Here is a 16,080-nt window from a genome sequence, read left to right as displayed (position 1 = left end):
TGTGCGTGGGCAGGCAGAAGCGTCCAACTGGCATACGCTTCTGCTGCCTCTCAGTTCGCGAAGTGCTTAGATCTTTGAGTACTGGCAGCTGCTGCCGCGCCACTCTGGCAGATAGCCATCGACGGTGTAATTGGTGCCCCCATCGTATGTGCAGCGCCAGCTTGACCCCCCCATCCAGTCAGACCGCCAGCCGGCGGGGCAACTCGAATTCAGCGTGAGGTAGGTGTTACCACCCAACACGCGCATGCGCCCCCAGCGTTCGCTGAAGTTGATCACCGCACGGCCCTTGTAGCCCACGTTGGGGCCGCAGGTAACGGTTTCGCTTCGGATGTTGCAGGCCGTCCAGGAATGGTTGGCGCCGGCATTGATCTCCATGCCACCGATCCGGGTCGGGATCGCCCATTTGCCACCGATATTGAAGCCAGTGGTTCTGCACTGCGAATGGCCGGTCGTCAAACCTACGGTACCGCAGCTACCACCCTTGTTGCTGAAGCAATAGTGCCACTCTGACCCATCCAAGTAATAGCCCCGCTGGTTCTTGCCGAGCCAACCTTCGAAGCGGGTATTGAGGGAACTGAGGTTTTGTGCACCGACAAAACCGCTGAGGGCGGCCATCCAAACAAACAACAAAGCGATCTTTATGAATTTCATACGGGGTTCCTGAAAACGAAGGTTTCGGATCTGACGCGAACGCGCGATCCAGCGATTCATGGTGACTGGTACCTGAGCAAGACTTTCTCAGTTAACAGCGCATGGGCAGCGTACGTAGGCTTTGTGACAAGCCCTTTACCGAACGCATACACGTGGTGGCCCTGCAACAGCCTGTCAGGATGCGCTACCAGGCGCAGAACCCAGGGTCTGGTGCATGAAGCATTTAAACCAAATCGGCTCCCAGTGCACATTTCACCTACGCAAGCAGCTATTGTTTACATAGCAAACCGTTTACGCAGCCAGCCAGGATGCGGGACAATCCAGACTCATTTCTGTGTGGAGCCCCGTGTGAACTTCCAAGCCATCCTCGACGACATCGTTGCTGCCGTGCGGCCCCAGCTGGGCGCGCAAGGCCAGGTGGCCAGCTACATCCCGGCGCTGGCCCGCGTGTCGCCGCAGCAATTCGGCATCGCCCTGCGCACCTGCGACGGGTTGGAGGCGGCCAGCGGCGACTACGCCACGCCGTTCTCCATCCAGAGCATGTCCAAGCTGTTCTCGCTGACCATGGCGATGCAGCACCTGGGCGACGCGCTGTGGCAGCGCATAGGCCGCGAGCCCTCGGGCAACCCGTTCAACTCACTGGTGCAGCTGGAAAACGAGCAAGGCAAACCGCGCAACCCCTTCATCAATGCCGGTGCCATCGCCGTGGCCGACCGACTGCTGTCGCACGGCAACGGCGTAGGCAACGTGCTGGACCTGTTGTCCGAGCTATGCGACGAGCCGGTGCACCTGGACCCCGAGGTGGCCCGGTCCGAAGCGCAAACCGGCTTTCGCAACCATGCGCTGGCCAACTTCATGAAGAGCTTTGGCAAGCTAGACAACCCGGTGGCCGCCGTGCTGGACCTGTACTTCCACCAGTGCGCCATCCGCATGAGTTGCCAGCAAATGGCCCGCGCCGCCGGCTACCTGTGCCGCGACGGCCGCCACCCCTACCGCGCGGACGCAACCGTCGTTAGCTCCAGCCAGACACGCCGCATCAACGCGCTGATGCTGACCTGCGGCACCTACGACGCCGCCGGCGAATTCGCCTTCCGCATCGGCCTACCCTGCAAGAGCGGCGTAGGCGGCGGCATCGTCGCCGTGGTGCCCGACCAGCTCACCCTGTGCGTCTGGTCGCCAGCGCTGGACGGCAGCGGTAATTCGCTGCTGGGCATGCAGGCGCTGGAGCTGTTTGCGGCGCGTACGGGACTGTCAATCTTTTGACCTTTGGCGGCCTGAGAATTCAAGGGAAATAGGCCGCTGACGCAAGTACTACCTGCACCAATAGCTACATTTACGATAGCAATCACCACCCCACTAGCTGAACCGCTCCACCAGAAAATCCACAAAGCTGCGCAGCTTGGGCGAGCGGTAGCGGTCGGGCAGATAGACCAGGCTCATCGGCCGGCTGGGCAGGGTGTAGCTGGGAAGCAATTGCACCAGGCGACCAGCCTGTACATCGGCCTGCAGCAGAAAGGCCGACTGCAACACGATGCCCAAGCCGTGCAGCGCCGCCACCCGCAGCGCCTGCCCATTATTGACCTGCAGCCGGCCCGACACCGGTACCTGGCAGGTGCCCTCCTCCCCTGTTAAGGGCCAGTGCTGCAAGGCGGCGAGCGAGAACGACAGACATTCATGCTGGGCCAGATCCTCGGGCCGGACCGGCGCGCCACGGCGCGCCAGGTAGTCGGGCGATGCGCAGACCATCAGACGGTACGGCGCCAGCGGCCGGGCGATCAGCGAATCCTGCAGCGGGCCAATGCGGATGGCGGCCTCGAAACCCTCCTCCACCAGATCCACCGTGTGGTCGCTTAAGGCCACATCCACACTCACCTCGGGGTAGCGCGCCATGTAGTCCGACAGGGCCGGCATCAGGGCTTCGGCGCCAAAGCTCACGGGCGCGGTGATGCGCAGCTTGCCGGCCGGCGCGAGCTGCTGGTTCTGCGCCTGGGCATCGGTTTCGGCCACCAGTCGGAGGATTTCCTTGCAGCGCAGGTAGTAGTCCTCGCCAAAGGCGGTGAGGTGCTGGCGCCGGGTGGTGCGTTGCAGCAGCTGCATGCCCAGGCGCTTTTCCAGCGTGCGCAGGTGGTTGCCCGCCATGGTCGCCGAAATGCCGCAGGCCGTGGCGGCCGCGCTGAGGCTGCCTTTTTCCACCGCGTGCACATAGACCTGCATGCTACTGAACACATCCATTCATCACTCCTGATTTCAAATCTATCAACTAAATCGCAGTTTATCTCTGTTAATTTATTAATAACACTATCGGCCTCCTTCATTGCAAAGAAAACACCATGCACGCAGTCCAACTCACCGCCCATTCCCTCAGCGCGTTTCAAAGCACCGAGCTGCCCGACCCCCAGGCCGGCCATGGCGAAGTGCTGGTGCGCATGCGCGCCGCCACACTGAACTACCTCGACGTCGCCGTCGCCCTTGGCGCCATACCCGGCGTGACTTTGCCCATGGTGCCGGTAGCCGATGGCGCGGGCGAAGTCGTGGCCCTGGGCGAAGGCGTCAGCGGCTGGGCGGTGGGCGACCGCGTGGTGCCGCACTTCATGCCGGGCTGGCAAGACGGCGCCATGGCGCCGCACAAGATAGCCGCGATGCGGGGCATCACGCTGCCGGGTTCGCTGGCCGACTACGTCGCCGTGCCCGCCCACAGCCTGGTTGCCCTGCCTGCGCACCTGGATTTCGTCCAGGGCGCGGCGCTGCCCATCGCCGCCACCACGGCCTGGAACGCCGTGCGCTCGGCATCGCTGCGGCCAGGGTCGGTGGTGGTGCTGCTGGGCACGGGTGCCGTCAGCATCTTCGCCCTGCAGTTCGCCAAGGCGTCGGGCGCCACGGTGATCCTCGCTTCCTCCTCCGATGCAAAGCTGGAGCGCGCACGCCAGCTCGGTGCCGACCACGTGATCAACTACCGCGCCACCCCGGCCTGGGACGCCGAAGTGCTCAAGCTCACCGACGGGCGTGGCGCGGACCTGGTGGTGGAGACGGTGGGCGAGGCCACCATCGCCCGCTCGCTCAACGCAGCGGCGATGGGTGGCACGGTATTCACGGTGGGCTTTCTCTCCGGCACGGCAGCGTCCATCAACTTGATGCCCATCATCGTCAAGGCCTTGCGCATCGTCGGAAACAACACCGGTTCGGTCGCCGACCTGGCCCAAGCCACCCGCGCCATTGCCGCCCACCGCATCGTGCCGGTGATTGACCGAATCTTCGATATCGCCGACACCGGCGCAGCCTATGCAGAGCTCAGCGCGGGCGGGCGTCACTTTGGGAAGCTGGCCATCGTGCACGGAGGCTGAGCAAAACTGAATCCCTGTCTTGCAAGAGCGGCATAAGCGGCATCGTCGCCGTAGTGCCCGACCAACTCAGTCTTTGCGTCTGGTCTCCCGCGCTGGGGCTGTTTGTGGGGCGGACGGGGTTGTCGATTGTTTTGATGCTGTGGCCTGAAAATTCAAGAAGAATAGACCGCTGGCGCATGTAAACCCTGCGCTGGGCGCTATCTTTTCAGCAGCAAAACCTAGGGCCCAGTGCGCGTAGCTGCCACCCGTTTCGACGTTGTGGACGAGTCCATCCCTGCAACCTCAGCCCCATTGCATGTGGAAGGTGGCCTCGTCCTCTTGCACGACCTTAAACCCCATGCGGTCATAGAGGCGTTTGGCCGGGTTGATCTTGATTACTTTCAAGACGAGAAATTTTTTGGCAGCTGTGGCGCGAACGACTTCTTGCGTAAGCACAGCAGAACCGACGCCGCGCCCCTGAAATTCCGGTCTCAAAAAGAGGGTGCGCACACAATGGTTTTGCGCGCTCTCTTCGACATACAGCGCCCCAGCGTTTTGCCCGCCAACACAAATCAGTTGGAATTTCTGTACCGGCAAATTGGCCCAGAAGCCGTCACGCTGAAACCCCTCGTTCCACCCCCAAGCCCATTCCACGTACTCGCGCATAGCGATTTTAAAGGCTTCAAAGATGAAGTCTTTGTCGTGTTCGGATGCGGGGAGGAGTAAGAAGGCAGCCATATGATCAAGGTTGAACCTGAGCTGTGAGCCGCCACTGGCGGGGCCGCTTAAACAAAGAACTGCGCCTCCAATCACGCATTGCTGTGCAGCGCATCGTTAAGCCCACCCCAGCTGGCAGCCTTATTCAAAATTGCCTCAACGGCTCCTGTCTGGCTGTTTCTTCGATAGACGAAGCCAGATTGCCCCGCGAGCGCTCTGGCCGACACTACCGTCCCATCTGGCAGCAGGACTTTTGTGCCGGCGGTCAAATACAGGCCGGCCTCGACAATACAATCATCGCCCAACGAAATTCCGGTCCCAGCGTTTGCACCAAGCAGGCTTCGCTGCCCTATGGAAGTTCTATGTTTTCCACCGCCGGACAGTGTTCCCATGATGGATGCACCAGCACCAATGTCCGACCGCGCACCGACAACGACACCCGGGGTGATTCGGCCTTCAACCATCGATTCACCGAGAGTGCCAGCATTGAAGTTAACGAACCCCTCATGCATGACGGTCGTACCTTCGGACAGATGAGCACCAAGGCGCACACGGTCAGCATCGGCGATGCGAACACCGCTCGGCGTCACGTAGTCAGTCATCCGGGGAAACTTGTCGATGGACGTAACGGTCAGGTGATGGTGCTCGGGGGCAACGCGATCACGTAACACCTCTACCCGCCCAGGAAAGACCGGCCCGGCGGACGTCCACGCCACATTGGGAAGCAAGCCGAAAATTCCGTCCAAGTTGACCTCATTCGGCTTGGCAAACCTTTCAGACAAAAGATGAAGGCGCAAGTACGCGTCCTCCGTTGATACGGGTGCGTCATCGAGGGACTCGATGCGAGTTTCTATGAAGTCGGAGCAAATAAGTCCGACCTTTTCAGCAAGACAGCCTCTGTTTGTCTTACTGTTTGACTGCGGATACCAAACATCAATGGTCTTTCCGCTTTCCGCGTCGCGGTACCTATGGCCGACTCGTAAAAGGGTCACTCTGATCTCCTTGGGTTCATGGCTGTAGCCGCCCCGCTCAAGCTCGGCGCCAAAATTGATATGTTGCTACACCAATCCAGGCTTGGATTTCTAGGTTTTCAACACACGGTAAAAAACAATCACAGCTTGAGCAAAAAAGCAGCAGATAAAAGCAACTGGTCACTATAGTCGGGTGCATCTACACCCCCGCGGCCTGGCGCAGCTTGGCGACTGGCGCAGGCATACAAGCCAAATCGGTCACCAGCGCACGGAATACCTGCGCCAGAAGCTACGATTTATATAGCAAACACCCCGCACTCGCAGCCCGTGCAGGGCGCGATGCCCGGCGTAGCCGGGCTGGCTGTTTGGCTGTCCGTTCCCACGCCGTGTGGCGTCGGCGAGTAGCGCAGGGGTGGGCGGATCAGGGCCCGCGATTGTCTGAGGTTCTATGTTTTTTTCAAGTTGTTTTTGGACTTAAACGGGCCGGATCAAATGTCTCGGTTCCATTCCAAACTGCAAACGCTACGCGCAACAATTTGCGCCCCAAAATGAGAAATGCTTCTGTGCTGGCAAAGCCCTTGGCCCGTATCGACAGGTACAGCGGCTTGAGCGCTTTGCTGTGACTGGCAGCGAAGCCCGCCAGGTACATCTGCCGGCGCAGCAATGGCGGCCCTTTCTTGCTCAGTCGACGCCGCCCGCGCTTGGTACCCGAGTCATTGGGCCGCGGGTCTAGCCCACAGTACGCCACTAACGCATCGGCATTGGCAAAGTCAAAGCGGCTCAGCAATGTGGCCAATAAAGCCGAAGTCTGCGGCCCAATGCCGGTGATGCTGCAAAGTCTTTGACAACCCTGCGCCATTTCGGTGTCACCAGCGATCAAGTACTGAACCTTGTCATCCATCGATTTCAGCAAGGCATCAAAGCCGTTGTAAAGCATCTCTAGAGCCAACCCTGGTGCGTCCACACCAGTGAAGATTTGACGCAAACTCGAACGCTGCACGACCACTTGCGCTCGGCGCGTGAGCAGCTCTTGCAGTTGTTGCTGCATGCCACTGGCGGCTTGCCAAGGGTGTAGTCGGGTATGGTGTTCGGCGAGGTAGCGGGCGATGACGCCGGCGTCTACGCCATCGGTCTTACCCCGCGTGCCCAGGGCGCGGGCGTAGAAGTAGACATCCCGGGCGTTGAGCACGTAGACCGTAAAGCCTGCTTGGCTGGCCAAGTGGGCCAGCAGAGCGTGATAACGACCCGTCGACTCCATGGCAATCAGCGTTCCGGCTGTGGCAGTTCGCGCAACCATGCCGTGATGCTGGCTTCGTCATTGACGATGCTGTGCGGTCGATGTCCGGTCCCTAGCGAGATGACCAGTTCGGCCTTCGCAACATCGACGCCAATACATAACTTTGAACAAGTTGGCTCTTGCATGATGGCTCCTCCGATTGGACAATTTGCCTTGTCGGGGTGCAGCTCACCTGCCACGTTGGCTTGCCTTCAGATCGGCGGTTGGCTGGCTTGAAACGGGCCACCGCTCAGTTCCTGATCGACGTTGGCAGGTGGGACGGGAGAATTCTCAAAACAGTCGGTCCGCGCAAGCAGCCGATCCCGTAGCGGGTCTCTCCACCCCGACACCATCAACATACAAGTTTTTGAACCCGACGTCTTAAACATACAAGCGCAGCGAGTTCGAGCGGGACCCCGACCAGACCGAGCAACGCAGCGTACCCCGCAGCGCAGCGAAGGGGGCGACGACTTCGGCTCGCCCTTTCTTTGGGTTACCTTTCTTTGGCGAAGCAAAGAAAGGTGACTGCGCCGCCGGGCGCACATCCCGGCCGGGGATGCTGGCAGCACCCAGAAAATCCAAAGGTTCAAGTCAAATCGCCCGCTAGCGCAGATAATTCCTGCGCTAGCAGCTACGATTTAAATAGCACCTACTCAAATATACGCGTTCAGGAGGTTTTCGATGTACTCCTGACGGCCGGAGACCGGGCGGGGGTCGGCGCCGCTGGCCAGGACCTGGTCGGCCAGGGCGTCCAGGCTGACTTTGCCGGCCAGGATGTTCTGTGCCTCGGGGCCTTGCCAGCCAGCGTAGCGGGCGGCGATGTGCTTTTCCAGGCGGCCGTCGTTGATCATCTTTTCGGCGATCAGCAAGGAGCGCGCGCTGACGTCCATGGCGCCTACGTGGCCGTAGAACATGTCTTCGGGATCGATGGACTGGCGGCGGACCTTGCTGTCGAAGTTGACGCCACCGGTGGTGAAGCCGCCGCCTTTCAGGATCAAATACATGGCCAGTGCGGTGTCGGGGATGCTGTTGGGGAATTGGTCAGTGTCCCACTGGCATTGCATGTCGCCGCGGTTCATGTCGATGGAGCCGAAGATGCCCAGGTCGATGGCGGTGGCGATCTCATGCTCGAAGCTGTGGCCAGCCAGGGTGGCGTGGTTGGCTTCGATGTTGACCTTGATTTCCTTTTCCAGGCCGTAGCGGCACAGGAAGCCGTAGACGGTGGCGACGTCGTAGTCGTACTGGTGCTTGGTGGGTTCGCGGGGCTTGGGTTCGATGAGGATGGTGCCCTTGAAACCGATCTTGTGCTTGTACTCAACCACCATGTTCATGAAGCGGCCCATCTGGTCCAGCTCCTGGCCCATGCGGGTGTTGAGCAGGGTCTCGTAGCCTTCACGGCCGCCCCACAGCACATAGTTTTCACCGCCGAGTTTCAAGGTTGCGTCCATGGCGGCGCGCACCTGCAGGGCGGCCATGCCGAAGATGGCCGGGTCGGGGTTGGTGGAGGCGCCAGCCATGAAGCGGCGGTGGCTGAACATGTTGGCCGTGCCCCATAGCAGCTTCATGCCGGTGTCTTGCTGCTTGGTGCCCAGCACGTCGATCATGGCGTGCAGATTGTTCAGGCTCTCGCGCGGGGTGGCGCCTTCGGGGGCCACGTCGCGGTCATGGAAGCAGTAGTAAGGGGCGCCGAGCCGGGCGAAAAATTCGAAAGCCGCGTCGGCCTTGGCGCGGGCGGCTTCCATGGGGTCTGCCATGCGCATCCAGGGGCGCTCGAAGGTACCGTCGTGGCTGAACGGGTCAAAGCCATTCCAGCAGAAGCTGTGCCAGTAGCAGGCGGCGAACCGCAGGTGGTCTTCCATGCGCTTTCCCAGCACCAGCCTGTCACGGTCGTACCACTTGAAGGCCAGCGGGTTCGAGGAGGCCGGGCCTTCGAACGCGATGGGGGCAATGTCTGAGAAATAAGAGGCCATGGAAGTCCTTTAAAAAGTTAGGGGGGTGAAAGAGCCTGCCCTGCGCGGGCGCGCCGGGCTTCGGAATTGGGGTGCATGGGCCGCAGGTATTCGTGCAGCGTCAGCGCGGCTGCGCCCACGGCGGCGGCCAACGGGCCATAGCGGGCCACGCGGATGCTAGGGGGCGGCATGCCAGCACTTTCGGCATAGGCGGCCACGGTTTTTTGCGCGGCCTGCAAGAATTCAGGGTGGCGATCACACGACTTGCCGCCGACCACGATGGCGCGCGGGTTGAAGGTGGTCCACAGGTTTTGCAGCAGCACGCCCAGGTAGTGGCCGGAGCGGCTCAGGTCCATGGGGTGGTTGCGCAGCGCGCGCAGGCCGATGAAGGCCTCGGCGCAGCCCTTGCGGCCACAGGAACACAGCGGGCCGTCGATCTGCATGATGGTGTGGCCGATTTCGCCGGCCATGCCCTGGGCACCGGTGAACAAGCGGTCGTTGGACACGATGCCCGCGCCCACGCCCACGTCGCAGCTGACGAAGATCAGCGGGTCTTCGCCTTCGCCCTGGGCAAATTCGTACTCGCCCAAGGCGCCAGCGTCCGCGTCGTTCTGCAGTTGCACAGGCACGGGCGGCAGGCCGGCCTTGGCCATGGCGCGGGTCAGCAGGTCCAGCAGGTCCAGCTGGCGCCAGCCCAGGTTGGGGGCGAACAGTACCAGGCCGGTGTCGTGGTCGATGGCGCCGGGCGTGCACACGCCCACACCCACCAGCTGCAGGTCCAGCGCCCGCAGGCCTTCATAGGCGGTGGCCACCATGCGCGCGGTTTGCTGCGCGGCCTGGGCCGGGATGTTGCTGGTCAGCGGCTGCTGGGCCGAGTGCAGCACCTCGCCCTGCAGCGTCACGCAGGCCACGCGCACCACCTCGACCGCGATCTCCACGCCGATCAGCGCGCGCACGCCTTCGTGGATGCGCAGCGGGGTGGACGGACGGCCTATGCCGTCGTTCACCGGCGTGGCGGCCTCGGTCAGCCAGCCGTCGTCCAGCAGCTCGCGCACCAGCAGGCTGACCGTGGATTTGGTCAGGCCGCTCTCGGCCGCCAGGCGGGCACGCGACAGGCCGGGCTGGGCGCGCAGCAGGCGCAGCAGCACACTGCGGTTGATGCGCTTGACGAGTTGTTGGTCGCCGGTAGTCTTCATAATATTTGGCTCACCCCCAGGCTGCGCTGCGCTCCGCCAACCCCCCTCGCATCGGTTTGCAAAAACCGATGCGACACGCAGGGGGCGATACCAGTGGCCTGGCAAAGCCAGTTCCACGGTATCTTGGCGAATGGGTGCGTTGTGCGCATAGTGGGGATGGAATAGCTGAGGTGGAAGAAGACCTGAGTCTAGTTCTGTGCACGCTCCGCCTGCGCCTTACCCTCAGGTCGCTTGCCGGTAATGATCATGCCCAGCACCTCGTCTTCCGTGACATCGGCGGTGTTGTAGGTGCCAACCAGCTTGCCGTTCTTCATCACCGCGAGGCGGTCGCTGAGGCCGAACACGTCCGGCATGTCGTGGGTGATCAGGAAGATACCCACACCTTCGCTTTTGAGCTGCTGCACCAGGCGGCCAACCATGGCGGTTTCCTCCGGGCCCAGGGCGGCACAGGGCTCGTCCATGATGAGGATGCGGGCGTTGAAGTACAGCGCCCGCGAGATCGCCACCACCTGGCGCTGGCCGCCCGACAGGCGGCGCACGGGTACGCGGATGTTGGTGAAGTTCTTGTTCAACCGGGCAAACACCTTGCGGGCGTTGACCTCCATGAAGTGGTCGTCCAGCGTGTTCCAGGCAGTCATCTTCTCGCGACCGAGGAACAGGTTGGCGACGGAGTCCAAATTGTCGGCCAGAGCCAGGGTCTGGTAGATGGTTTCAATGCCCTGGGCCTGGGCCTCCGCCGGGGTGCAGATGTGCACCTTGTGGCCGGCAATCACGGTGTCGCCGCTGTCGATGGGGTAGGCCCCGGCCAGCATCTTCATCAGCGTGGACTTGCCCGCGCCGTTGTGGCCCAGCAGGGCGACGACCTCGCCGGGATAGAGGTTGACGCTGACACCGTCCACCGCCACCACGCCGCCAAAGGCTTTGCGGATGTCGCGCAGTTCGACTAAAGGTTGGGAGTGGTCGGTCATTTATCGATCTCCCGTGAACTTGCGATAGAGAACATCGAACACCACGGCGATGATCAGCACCTGGCCGATGATGACCATGCGCTTGCCGATGGACACATCCAACAGCAGCATGCCGCTGTCCAACGACTGCATGATCAGCGCGCCCAGCACCGAGCCGAAGATGGAGCCGCTGCCGCCGGCCAGCGCGGTGCCGCCGATGACGGCTGCGGCAATCACATACAGCTCCATGCCGGTGCCCAGTGAGTTGGTGCCGGCGTTCAGGCGCGCTATGGAAACAATAGCTGCTATCGTAATCAGCACGGCCAGCAGCGCGAATAATTGCAAGGTGACACGCTTCACCGGTATGCCCACCAGCGCGGCTGCGTCGGGGTTGCCACCCATGGCGTAGACATAGCGGCCAAAGCGGGTGCGGTGCACGATAAAGGACAACGCGCCGGCCACCACGGCCCAGATCAGCACCGGTATGGGTATGCCCTGCGGCTCGGTCTTGGAGGAAATGAGGTAGTGGTTCATGGTGTCGGCAAAGGCCAGCAGCAGCAGGATGGGCACACCGGTCAGCAGGGCCTCCATCCACAGCGGGTCGTTGGCCACGCCGTGGCGCAGGCGCGAGCGGCGCTTTTGCACAGCGCGCAGCAGCAGCGCCAAGCAGACCAGGCCGGTCACCCACCAGGTGGCCGTGGTGCCTATGCCACCGTCGTAGCCGCCGCCCAGGCGCAGAAAGAAGTCGTCCGTCACCGGCTGGGTCTTGCCGTCGGCCACCAAAAAGGCCGCGCCACGAAATGACATCAGGCCGCCCAGCGTCACCACGAACGAGGGCACACCCAGCACCGCTGTCAGCCAGCCCTGGTAAATGGATGCGGCCAGCGCCACGGCGAGTCCGGCCAGGCAGGCTGTGGGCCAGGACCAGTTAGCGCTGTACTGCAGATAGGCGATGAGTACGCCCACAAAGCCCATCACCGAGCCCACCGACAGGTCGATATGCCGGGCCACGATGACCAGCACCATGACAGTGGAGACGATACCCACCACCGCCGTCTGCTGGGCGATGTTGTACAGGTTCTCGGGCGAGAAGAAGATGCCTTCGGTCAACAGGCCAAACACCATGGCCAGCACGGCCAGCACCAGGCTCATCAGCACAAGGCGCCAGTCGATGTTGGCCTGCCGCCAGGCATTGGGGGAATCGCTCATATCAGGGTTCCGGAAGAAGAATGGACTCCAGGCTGGCGCCCGCCCTGGCCTGCAGGGCGGAGCGCTTCAGCACCGGGGAGTTACTTGCAGGCGGCCGGGGCGCTGGCTGCGGCCACCCCCTTGCACAGCTCATCCTTCTTGATCCAGCCCGCCTTGACCACCACGTCCAGGTTGTCGCGGGTAACGGCTACAGGCTTCAGGAAATGCGAGTCCAGGGCGATCTTCTTTTCGCCGCCGTTCCAGCTCACGGTGCCGGGCACCTTCTTGCCATTGCCCAGGTCCACGGCGGCAATGGCGGCTTCGCGACCCAGGTCACGTGCGTCCTTCCAGACAGAGACGGTTTGCGAGCCCAGGGCCACGCGGTTCAAAGCGGCAAAGTCGCCGTCCTGGCCGGAGACCGGAATGCCCTTGATGCCCTTGCTGGTCAGCGCTGCGACCACGCCACCGGCGGTGCCGTCGTTGGAGGCGACCACGGCATCGACCTTGCCGCCGTTTTTGGTAAGGATTTGCTCCATGTTCTTTTGCGCGACTTCGGGCTTCCAGCCGTCGGTGTATTCCTCGCCAACGATCTTGATGGCGCCGGACTTGACGGCCGCGTCGATCACCTCTTGCTGGCCTTCGCGCAGGAAGTTGGCGTTGGGGTCGGTGGGCGAGCCCTTGATCATCACGTAGTTGCCCTTGGGCTGGGCCTTGAACACGGCGGCGGCCTGCAGGCGGCCGACTTCCTTGTTGTCGAAGGTGATGTAGTACACGCCGGGCGCTTCGATCAGGCGGTCATAGGCGACGACTGGCACCTTTTGCTTGGTGGCCTTGTTGACGGCGGGCAGGATGGCGTCCTTGTCCATGGCCAGCACGATCAGCACTTTCGCGCCCTTGCTCATCAGGCTGTCGATGTCGCCCAGCTGCTTTTCAGGGGAGCCACCGGCATCGGCGCTGATGTACTTGGCACCGAGCTTTTCCAACTGGGTCTTGATGGCGGCCTCGTCGGTTTTCCAGCGTTCCTCCTGGAAGTTGGACCAGCTGACGCCCACGGTCATTTGCGCCAAGGCGGCGCTGCTGGCCAAGCCCAACGCCAGGATGGACAGGGTCTGTTTGAAAGCGATCTTCATGTTTTGTCTCCGTTTTTGTGGAACAACGAGGCGGCTGCAGGCGGACGGCCCAGCGCACCTTGGCAGCGGCGGGAATTCCGCGAAACTACTTAGTTCGACTGCCGCACGAACTATCTTTCATTTCCAGAAAATAAGGACTAGGACTTGCCCTAATACGGGATTGCACGGAGTTGGCCGCATCAGCATGGCGCAAAAAGTCCTTCCAGCGCATATTCCATGTGCGCTAGCAGCTACTAAAAATAGAGCACTCGGGGTTGCGGCTACGATGGCGCTTTCAGCCCCTCCCACTCGAAAGACCCCATGGCCGCTTACCAACTTTATTGTTTCGCCCAATCCGGCAATGCCTACAAGGTGGCACTGGCGCTGCAGCTGTGCGGCGCCGACTGGGCGCCGCGCTTTGTGGATTTCTTCAACGGCGAAACCCGCACCCCGGCCTACCGCGAGATCAATGTGATGGGCGAGGTGCCGGTACTGGAGCACGGCGGCCTGCGCCTGAGCCAATCGGGGGTGATCCTGGATTACCTGGCCGGGCAATTCCCCCAGCTGGCGCCGGCCAACGAGGACGAGCGCCGCGAAATACTGCGCTGGACCCTGTTCGACAACCACAAACTGACCAGCAACATCGCCACGCTACGCTTTCAGCTGCAGTTTGCCAAGACGGGTGAAACGCCGGTCACGGCCTTTTTGCGCGGCCGCATGGTGTCAGCGCTGAAGGTGCTGAACCAGCACCTGGACGGCAAGCAATACGTAGTGGGCGAGCGGCTGACCACGGCCGACTTGTCACTGTGTGGCTACCTGTTCTGGCCAGACGAGTTCGGCGTGGACTGGGCCGACTACCCGGCCATTGCCGCCTGGCTGCAGCGCATCCAGGGTCAGCCCGGCTGGGTCGCGCCCTATGCGCTGATGCCCGGCCACCCCCGGCCGCAGGACGTGGCTTAACGAACCGGGCGCGGGCGTACCAGGTCCGCCACCAGCGGCGGCAGCGACAAGGCCAGCAGCAGCAGCGCCAGCGGCACCACCCAAATGAAACCCACGTACTTGAAGCCGGTGGCGCCCACCAGCCCGCCGGTCACAAAAGCACCCAGCAAGGTACCGTACAGGCGCAGCTTGACGTGGTTGGCCCGCACGCGGGATTCGAGCGGGCTGCCCTGCCGGTTCATGTAGAGCATCTTGCCCAGCTCGATGCCCAGGTCGGTCACCACGCCGGTCATGTGGGTGGTGCGGATCTGCGACAGGGAGATCTTGCTGATCAGCGCGTTCTGCAGGCCCATGGTGTAGGCCAGGACCAGCACGGTCAGCGGCACGGCAAACGGGGTCTGGCGGTTCAGCGTGGCGCCAATCAGGCCAAACACCAGCATCAGCAGTGCCTCACACAGCAGGGGCAAGGCGTAGGCGCTGCGCAAATGGTGCTGGCGTGCCCAGTTGACCAGCACCGCCGTAGTGGCAGCGCCGCAGGTGAAGGCCAGCACCGTACCCAAAGCCCCCAGCACCAGGGTCAAATTGCCCAGCACCAGGTTGTCGGCCACCATGGACGCAAAACCGCTCATGTGCGAGGTGTACATGCCCACCACCAGAAAGCCCCCGGCGTTGATGGCCCCCGCGTTGAACGCCAGCAGGCCACCCAGCAGCCGGTTGGTGGCCGGGGTGCGGTGGTGGCTGGATAGATGGCGTAAGCGACGCATAGGGATTTATAAGAAATACTGCTCCAGCGCAGATACTAGCTGCACCAGCAGCTATTTAAAAAATAGCAAGCCTAGTCTTTGAAGAAATTCACAGGCAGGCCCGGCACATCCACGCGCATGGACAGCACATGGCCGGATGCGGGCAGCTCTGCCAGCTCGGCATCGGAGCGACCATGGCGGCCGCTGGTGAGGTACAGGGTTTGCAGGTCGTCACCGCCAAAGCAGGGCATGGTGGGGCAGCGCACGGGCAGCGGGTAGGCGGTCAGCAAGTCGCCATCCGGCGAAAACTTGCACAGGCGCTGGCCTTCAAACTGGGCCGAGTAGTAGTTGCCCTGCACGTCCACCGCCGCACCGTCGGGGCGGCCTCCGTAGCCGGGCATGCCGGCTTGCCAGCCCGCGGGCTTGGGCGCCATCTGCAGGAACTCGCAGTAGTTCGACAGAACATTCGAGGCCGCGTCCCAGTCCCAGGCGTGGACGATGTGGTGCGGCGTGTCCGACCAGTACAGGGTCTTGGCGTCGGGCGACCAGGCCAGGCCGTTGCCGGTGATGGCATTGCCCGCCTTGCTGCTCAGTCGGCCGGCCTCCAGGCAGTACAGCTCGGCCTTGCGCGCATCGCGCGGCTCGTAGATGGTGCTGGCCCAGAAGCGGCCCAGCGGGTCGCACTTGCCGTCGTTGAAGCGGGTGGTGGCCGGGTCGTACGGTGCCGCAGCCAATAGCTGCAGATCACCACCCCAGACGGGCGCGCGGTAAATACCCTCGCGCAGCGCCACCACTAGGCCACCGCTGGCCGCCGGGGCAATACAGCCAGGCTCGGAGGGCATGGCCCAGCGCTCAACCACGCCGCTGACCACGTCCAGGCGCTGCAGCAGCTTGCCGGGCACATCGACCCAGTACAGGCGTTTTTCCTGCGGATGCCAGAAGGGCGACTCGCCCAGGAGGTTGGGTTCGGTGGTGACGGTGTGCCAGGTCATGGTGGGATGTAAAAGTTTGCAGTGCCCGTATTGTGAACGGGCAAAAAAATAGCCCGCCGGCATTGCTGCGGGCGGGCTGGTT

General features: G+C 62.4%; 16 protein-coding genes. 3 read left to right on the top strand and 13 right to left on the bottom strand.

The window, feature by feature from the left end; genetic code table 11:
* Window positions 1-66 precede the first annotated feature (66 nt).
* The gene (locus AC07R0_RS15500) at window positions 67-711 is read right to left on the bottom strand and encodes a hypothetical protein (protein ID WP_495099734.1); all 645 of its coding nucleotides are present in this window, start codon (window positions 709-711) and stop codon (window positions 67-69) included.
* Between the two features lie 288 nt (window positions 712-999).
* On the opposite strand from AC07R0_RS15500, the gene AC07R0_RS15495 reads away from it, so the two are divergent.
* The gene (locus AC07R0_RS15495) at window positions 1,000-1,914 is read left to right on the top strand and encodes a glutaminase (RefSeq protein ID WP_495105507.1); all 915 of its coding nucleotides are present in this window, start codon (window positions 1,000-1,002) and stop codon (window positions 1,912-1,914) included.
* A 93-nt stretch (window positions 1,915-2,007) separates the two neighbouring features.
* Here the strand turns inward: AC07R0_RS15495 and AC07R0_RS15490 are convergent, their stop codons facing one another.
* Window positions 2,008-2,883 (bottom strand): LysR family transcriptional regulator, encoded by an 876-nt coding sequence (locus tag AC07R0_RS15490; protein WP_495105506.1) that lies wholly within the window; start codon window positions 2,881-2,883, stop codon window positions 2,008-2,010.
* Between the two features lie 98 nt (window positions 2,884-2,981).
* Here AC07R0_RS15490 and AC07R0_RS15485 point away from each other — a divergent pair, with 98 nt between their 5' ends.
* Window positions 2,982-3,992, top strand: a complete 1,011-nt coding sequence (locus tag AC07R0_RS15485) for a zinc-dependent alcohol dehydrogenase family protein (protein WP_495105505.1) — start codon at window positions 2,982-2,984, stop codon at window positions 3,990-3,992.
* Window positions 3,993-4,274: 282 nt separating this feature from the next.
* Here AC07R0_RS15485 and AC07R0_RS15480 read toward each other — a convergent pair whose 3' ends face one another.
* The 9 genes from AC07R0_RS15480 to xylF form a co-directional block, all read right to left on the bottom strand.
* Window positions 4,275-4,709 (bottom strand): GNAT family N-acetyltransferase, encoded by a 435-nt coding sequence (locus AC07R0_RS15480; RefSeq protein WP_495105504.1) that lies wholly within the window; start codon window positions 4,707-4,709, stop codon window positions 4,275-4,277.
* Window positions 4,710-4,780: 71 nt separating this feature from the next.
* Window positions 4,781-5,680 carry a DapH/DapD/GlmU-related protein gene (locus AC07R0_RS15475; protein ID WP_495105503.1) on the bottom strand — a complete coding sequence of 300 codons (900 nt, stop codon included), beginning with the start codon at window positions 5,678-5,680 and terminating at the stop codon, window positions 4,781-4,783.
* A 436-nt stretch (window positions 5,681-6,116) separates the two neighbouring features.
* Window positions 6,117-6,917, bottom strand: a complete 801-nt coding sequence (locus AC07R0_RS15470) for an IS110 family transposase (protein ID WP_495105502.1) — start codon at window positions 6,915-6,917, stop codon at window positions 6,117-6,119.
* A 5-nt stretch (window positions 6,918-6,922) separates the two neighbouring features.
* Window positions 6,923-7,081: a hypothetical protein gene (locus tag AC07R0_RS15465; protein ID WP_495105501.1), complete on the bottom strand. Its 159-nt coding sequence runs from the start codon at window positions 7,079-7,081 to the stop codon at window positions 6,923-6,925.
* A gap of 507 nt (window positions 7,082-7,588) precedes the next feature.
* Window positions 7,589-8,905 (bottom strand): xylose isomerase, encoded by a 1,317-nt coding sequence (gene xylA, locus AC07R0_RS15460; RefSeq protein ID WP_495100004.1) that lies wholly within the window; start codon window positions 8,903-8,905, stop codon window positions 7,589-7,591.
* A gap of 17 nt (window positions 8,906-8,922) precedes the next feature.
* Entirely contained in the window at window positions 8,923-10,080 is a 1,158-nt protein-coding gene (locus tag AC07R0_RS15455) for an ROK family transcriptional regulator (protein ID WP_495100005.1), read from the bottom strand.
* A gap of 188 nt (window positions 10,081-10,268) precedes the next feature.
* The gene (locus tag AC07R0_RS15450) at window positions 10,269-11,048 is read right to left on the bottom strand and encodes an ATP-binding cassette domain-containing protein (RefSeq protein WP_495105500.1); all 780 of its coding nucleotides are present in this window, start codon (window positions 11,046-11,048) and stop codon (window positions 10,269-10,271) included.
* Complete coding sequence (locus AC07R0_RS15445) at window positions 11,049-12,236, bottom strand: sugar ABC transporter permease (RefSeq protein WP_495105499.1); 1,188 nt, start codon at window positions 12,234-12,236, stop codon at window positions 11,049-11,051. It lies immediately after the preceding gene.
* An 80-nt stretch (window positions 12,237-12,316) separates the two neighbouring features.
* Complete coding sequence (xylF, locus tag AC07R0_RS15440; RefSeq protein WP_495105601.1) at window positions 12,317-13,339, bottom strand: D-xylose ABC transporter substrate-binding protein; 1,023 nt, start codon at window positions 13,337-13,339, stop codon at window positions 12,317-12,319.
* A gap of 306 nt (window positions 13,340-13,645) precedes the next feature.
* On the opposite strand from xylF, the gene AC07R0_RS15435 reads away from it, so the two are divergent.
* Complete coding sequence (locus tag AC07R0_RS15435) at window positions 13,646-14,284, top strand: glutathione S-transferase family protein (protein WP_495105498.1); 639 nt, start codon at window positions 13,646-13,648, stop codon at window positions 14,282-14,284.
* On the opposite strand, the gene AC07R0_RS15430 is transcribed toward AC07R0_RS15435, so the two are convergent.
* Complete coding sequence (locus AC07R0_RS15430) at window positions 14,281-15,027, bottom strand: YoaK family protein (protein WP_495105497.1); 747 nt, start codon at window positions 15,025-15,027, stop codon at window positions 14,281-14,283. The genes AC07R0_RS15435 and AC07R0_RS15430 overlap by 4 nt on opposite strands.
* A gap of 71 nt (window positions 15,028-15,098) precedes the next feature.
* Window positions 15,099-15,998 carry an SMP-30/gluconolactonase/LRE family protein gene (locus AC07R0_RS15425; RefSeq protein WP_495105496.1) on the bottom strand — a complete coding sequence of 300 codons (900 nt, stop codon included), beginning with the start codon at window positions 15,996-15,998 and terminating at the stop codon, window positions 15,099-15,101.
* Between the last annotated feature and the right edge of the window lie 82 nt (window positions 15,999-16,080).

It is taken from the genome of Rhodoferax sp. GW821-FHT07F03 (assembly GCF_059418745.1).
This window is presented reverse-complemented; position numbering and strand designations above follow the sequence as displayed.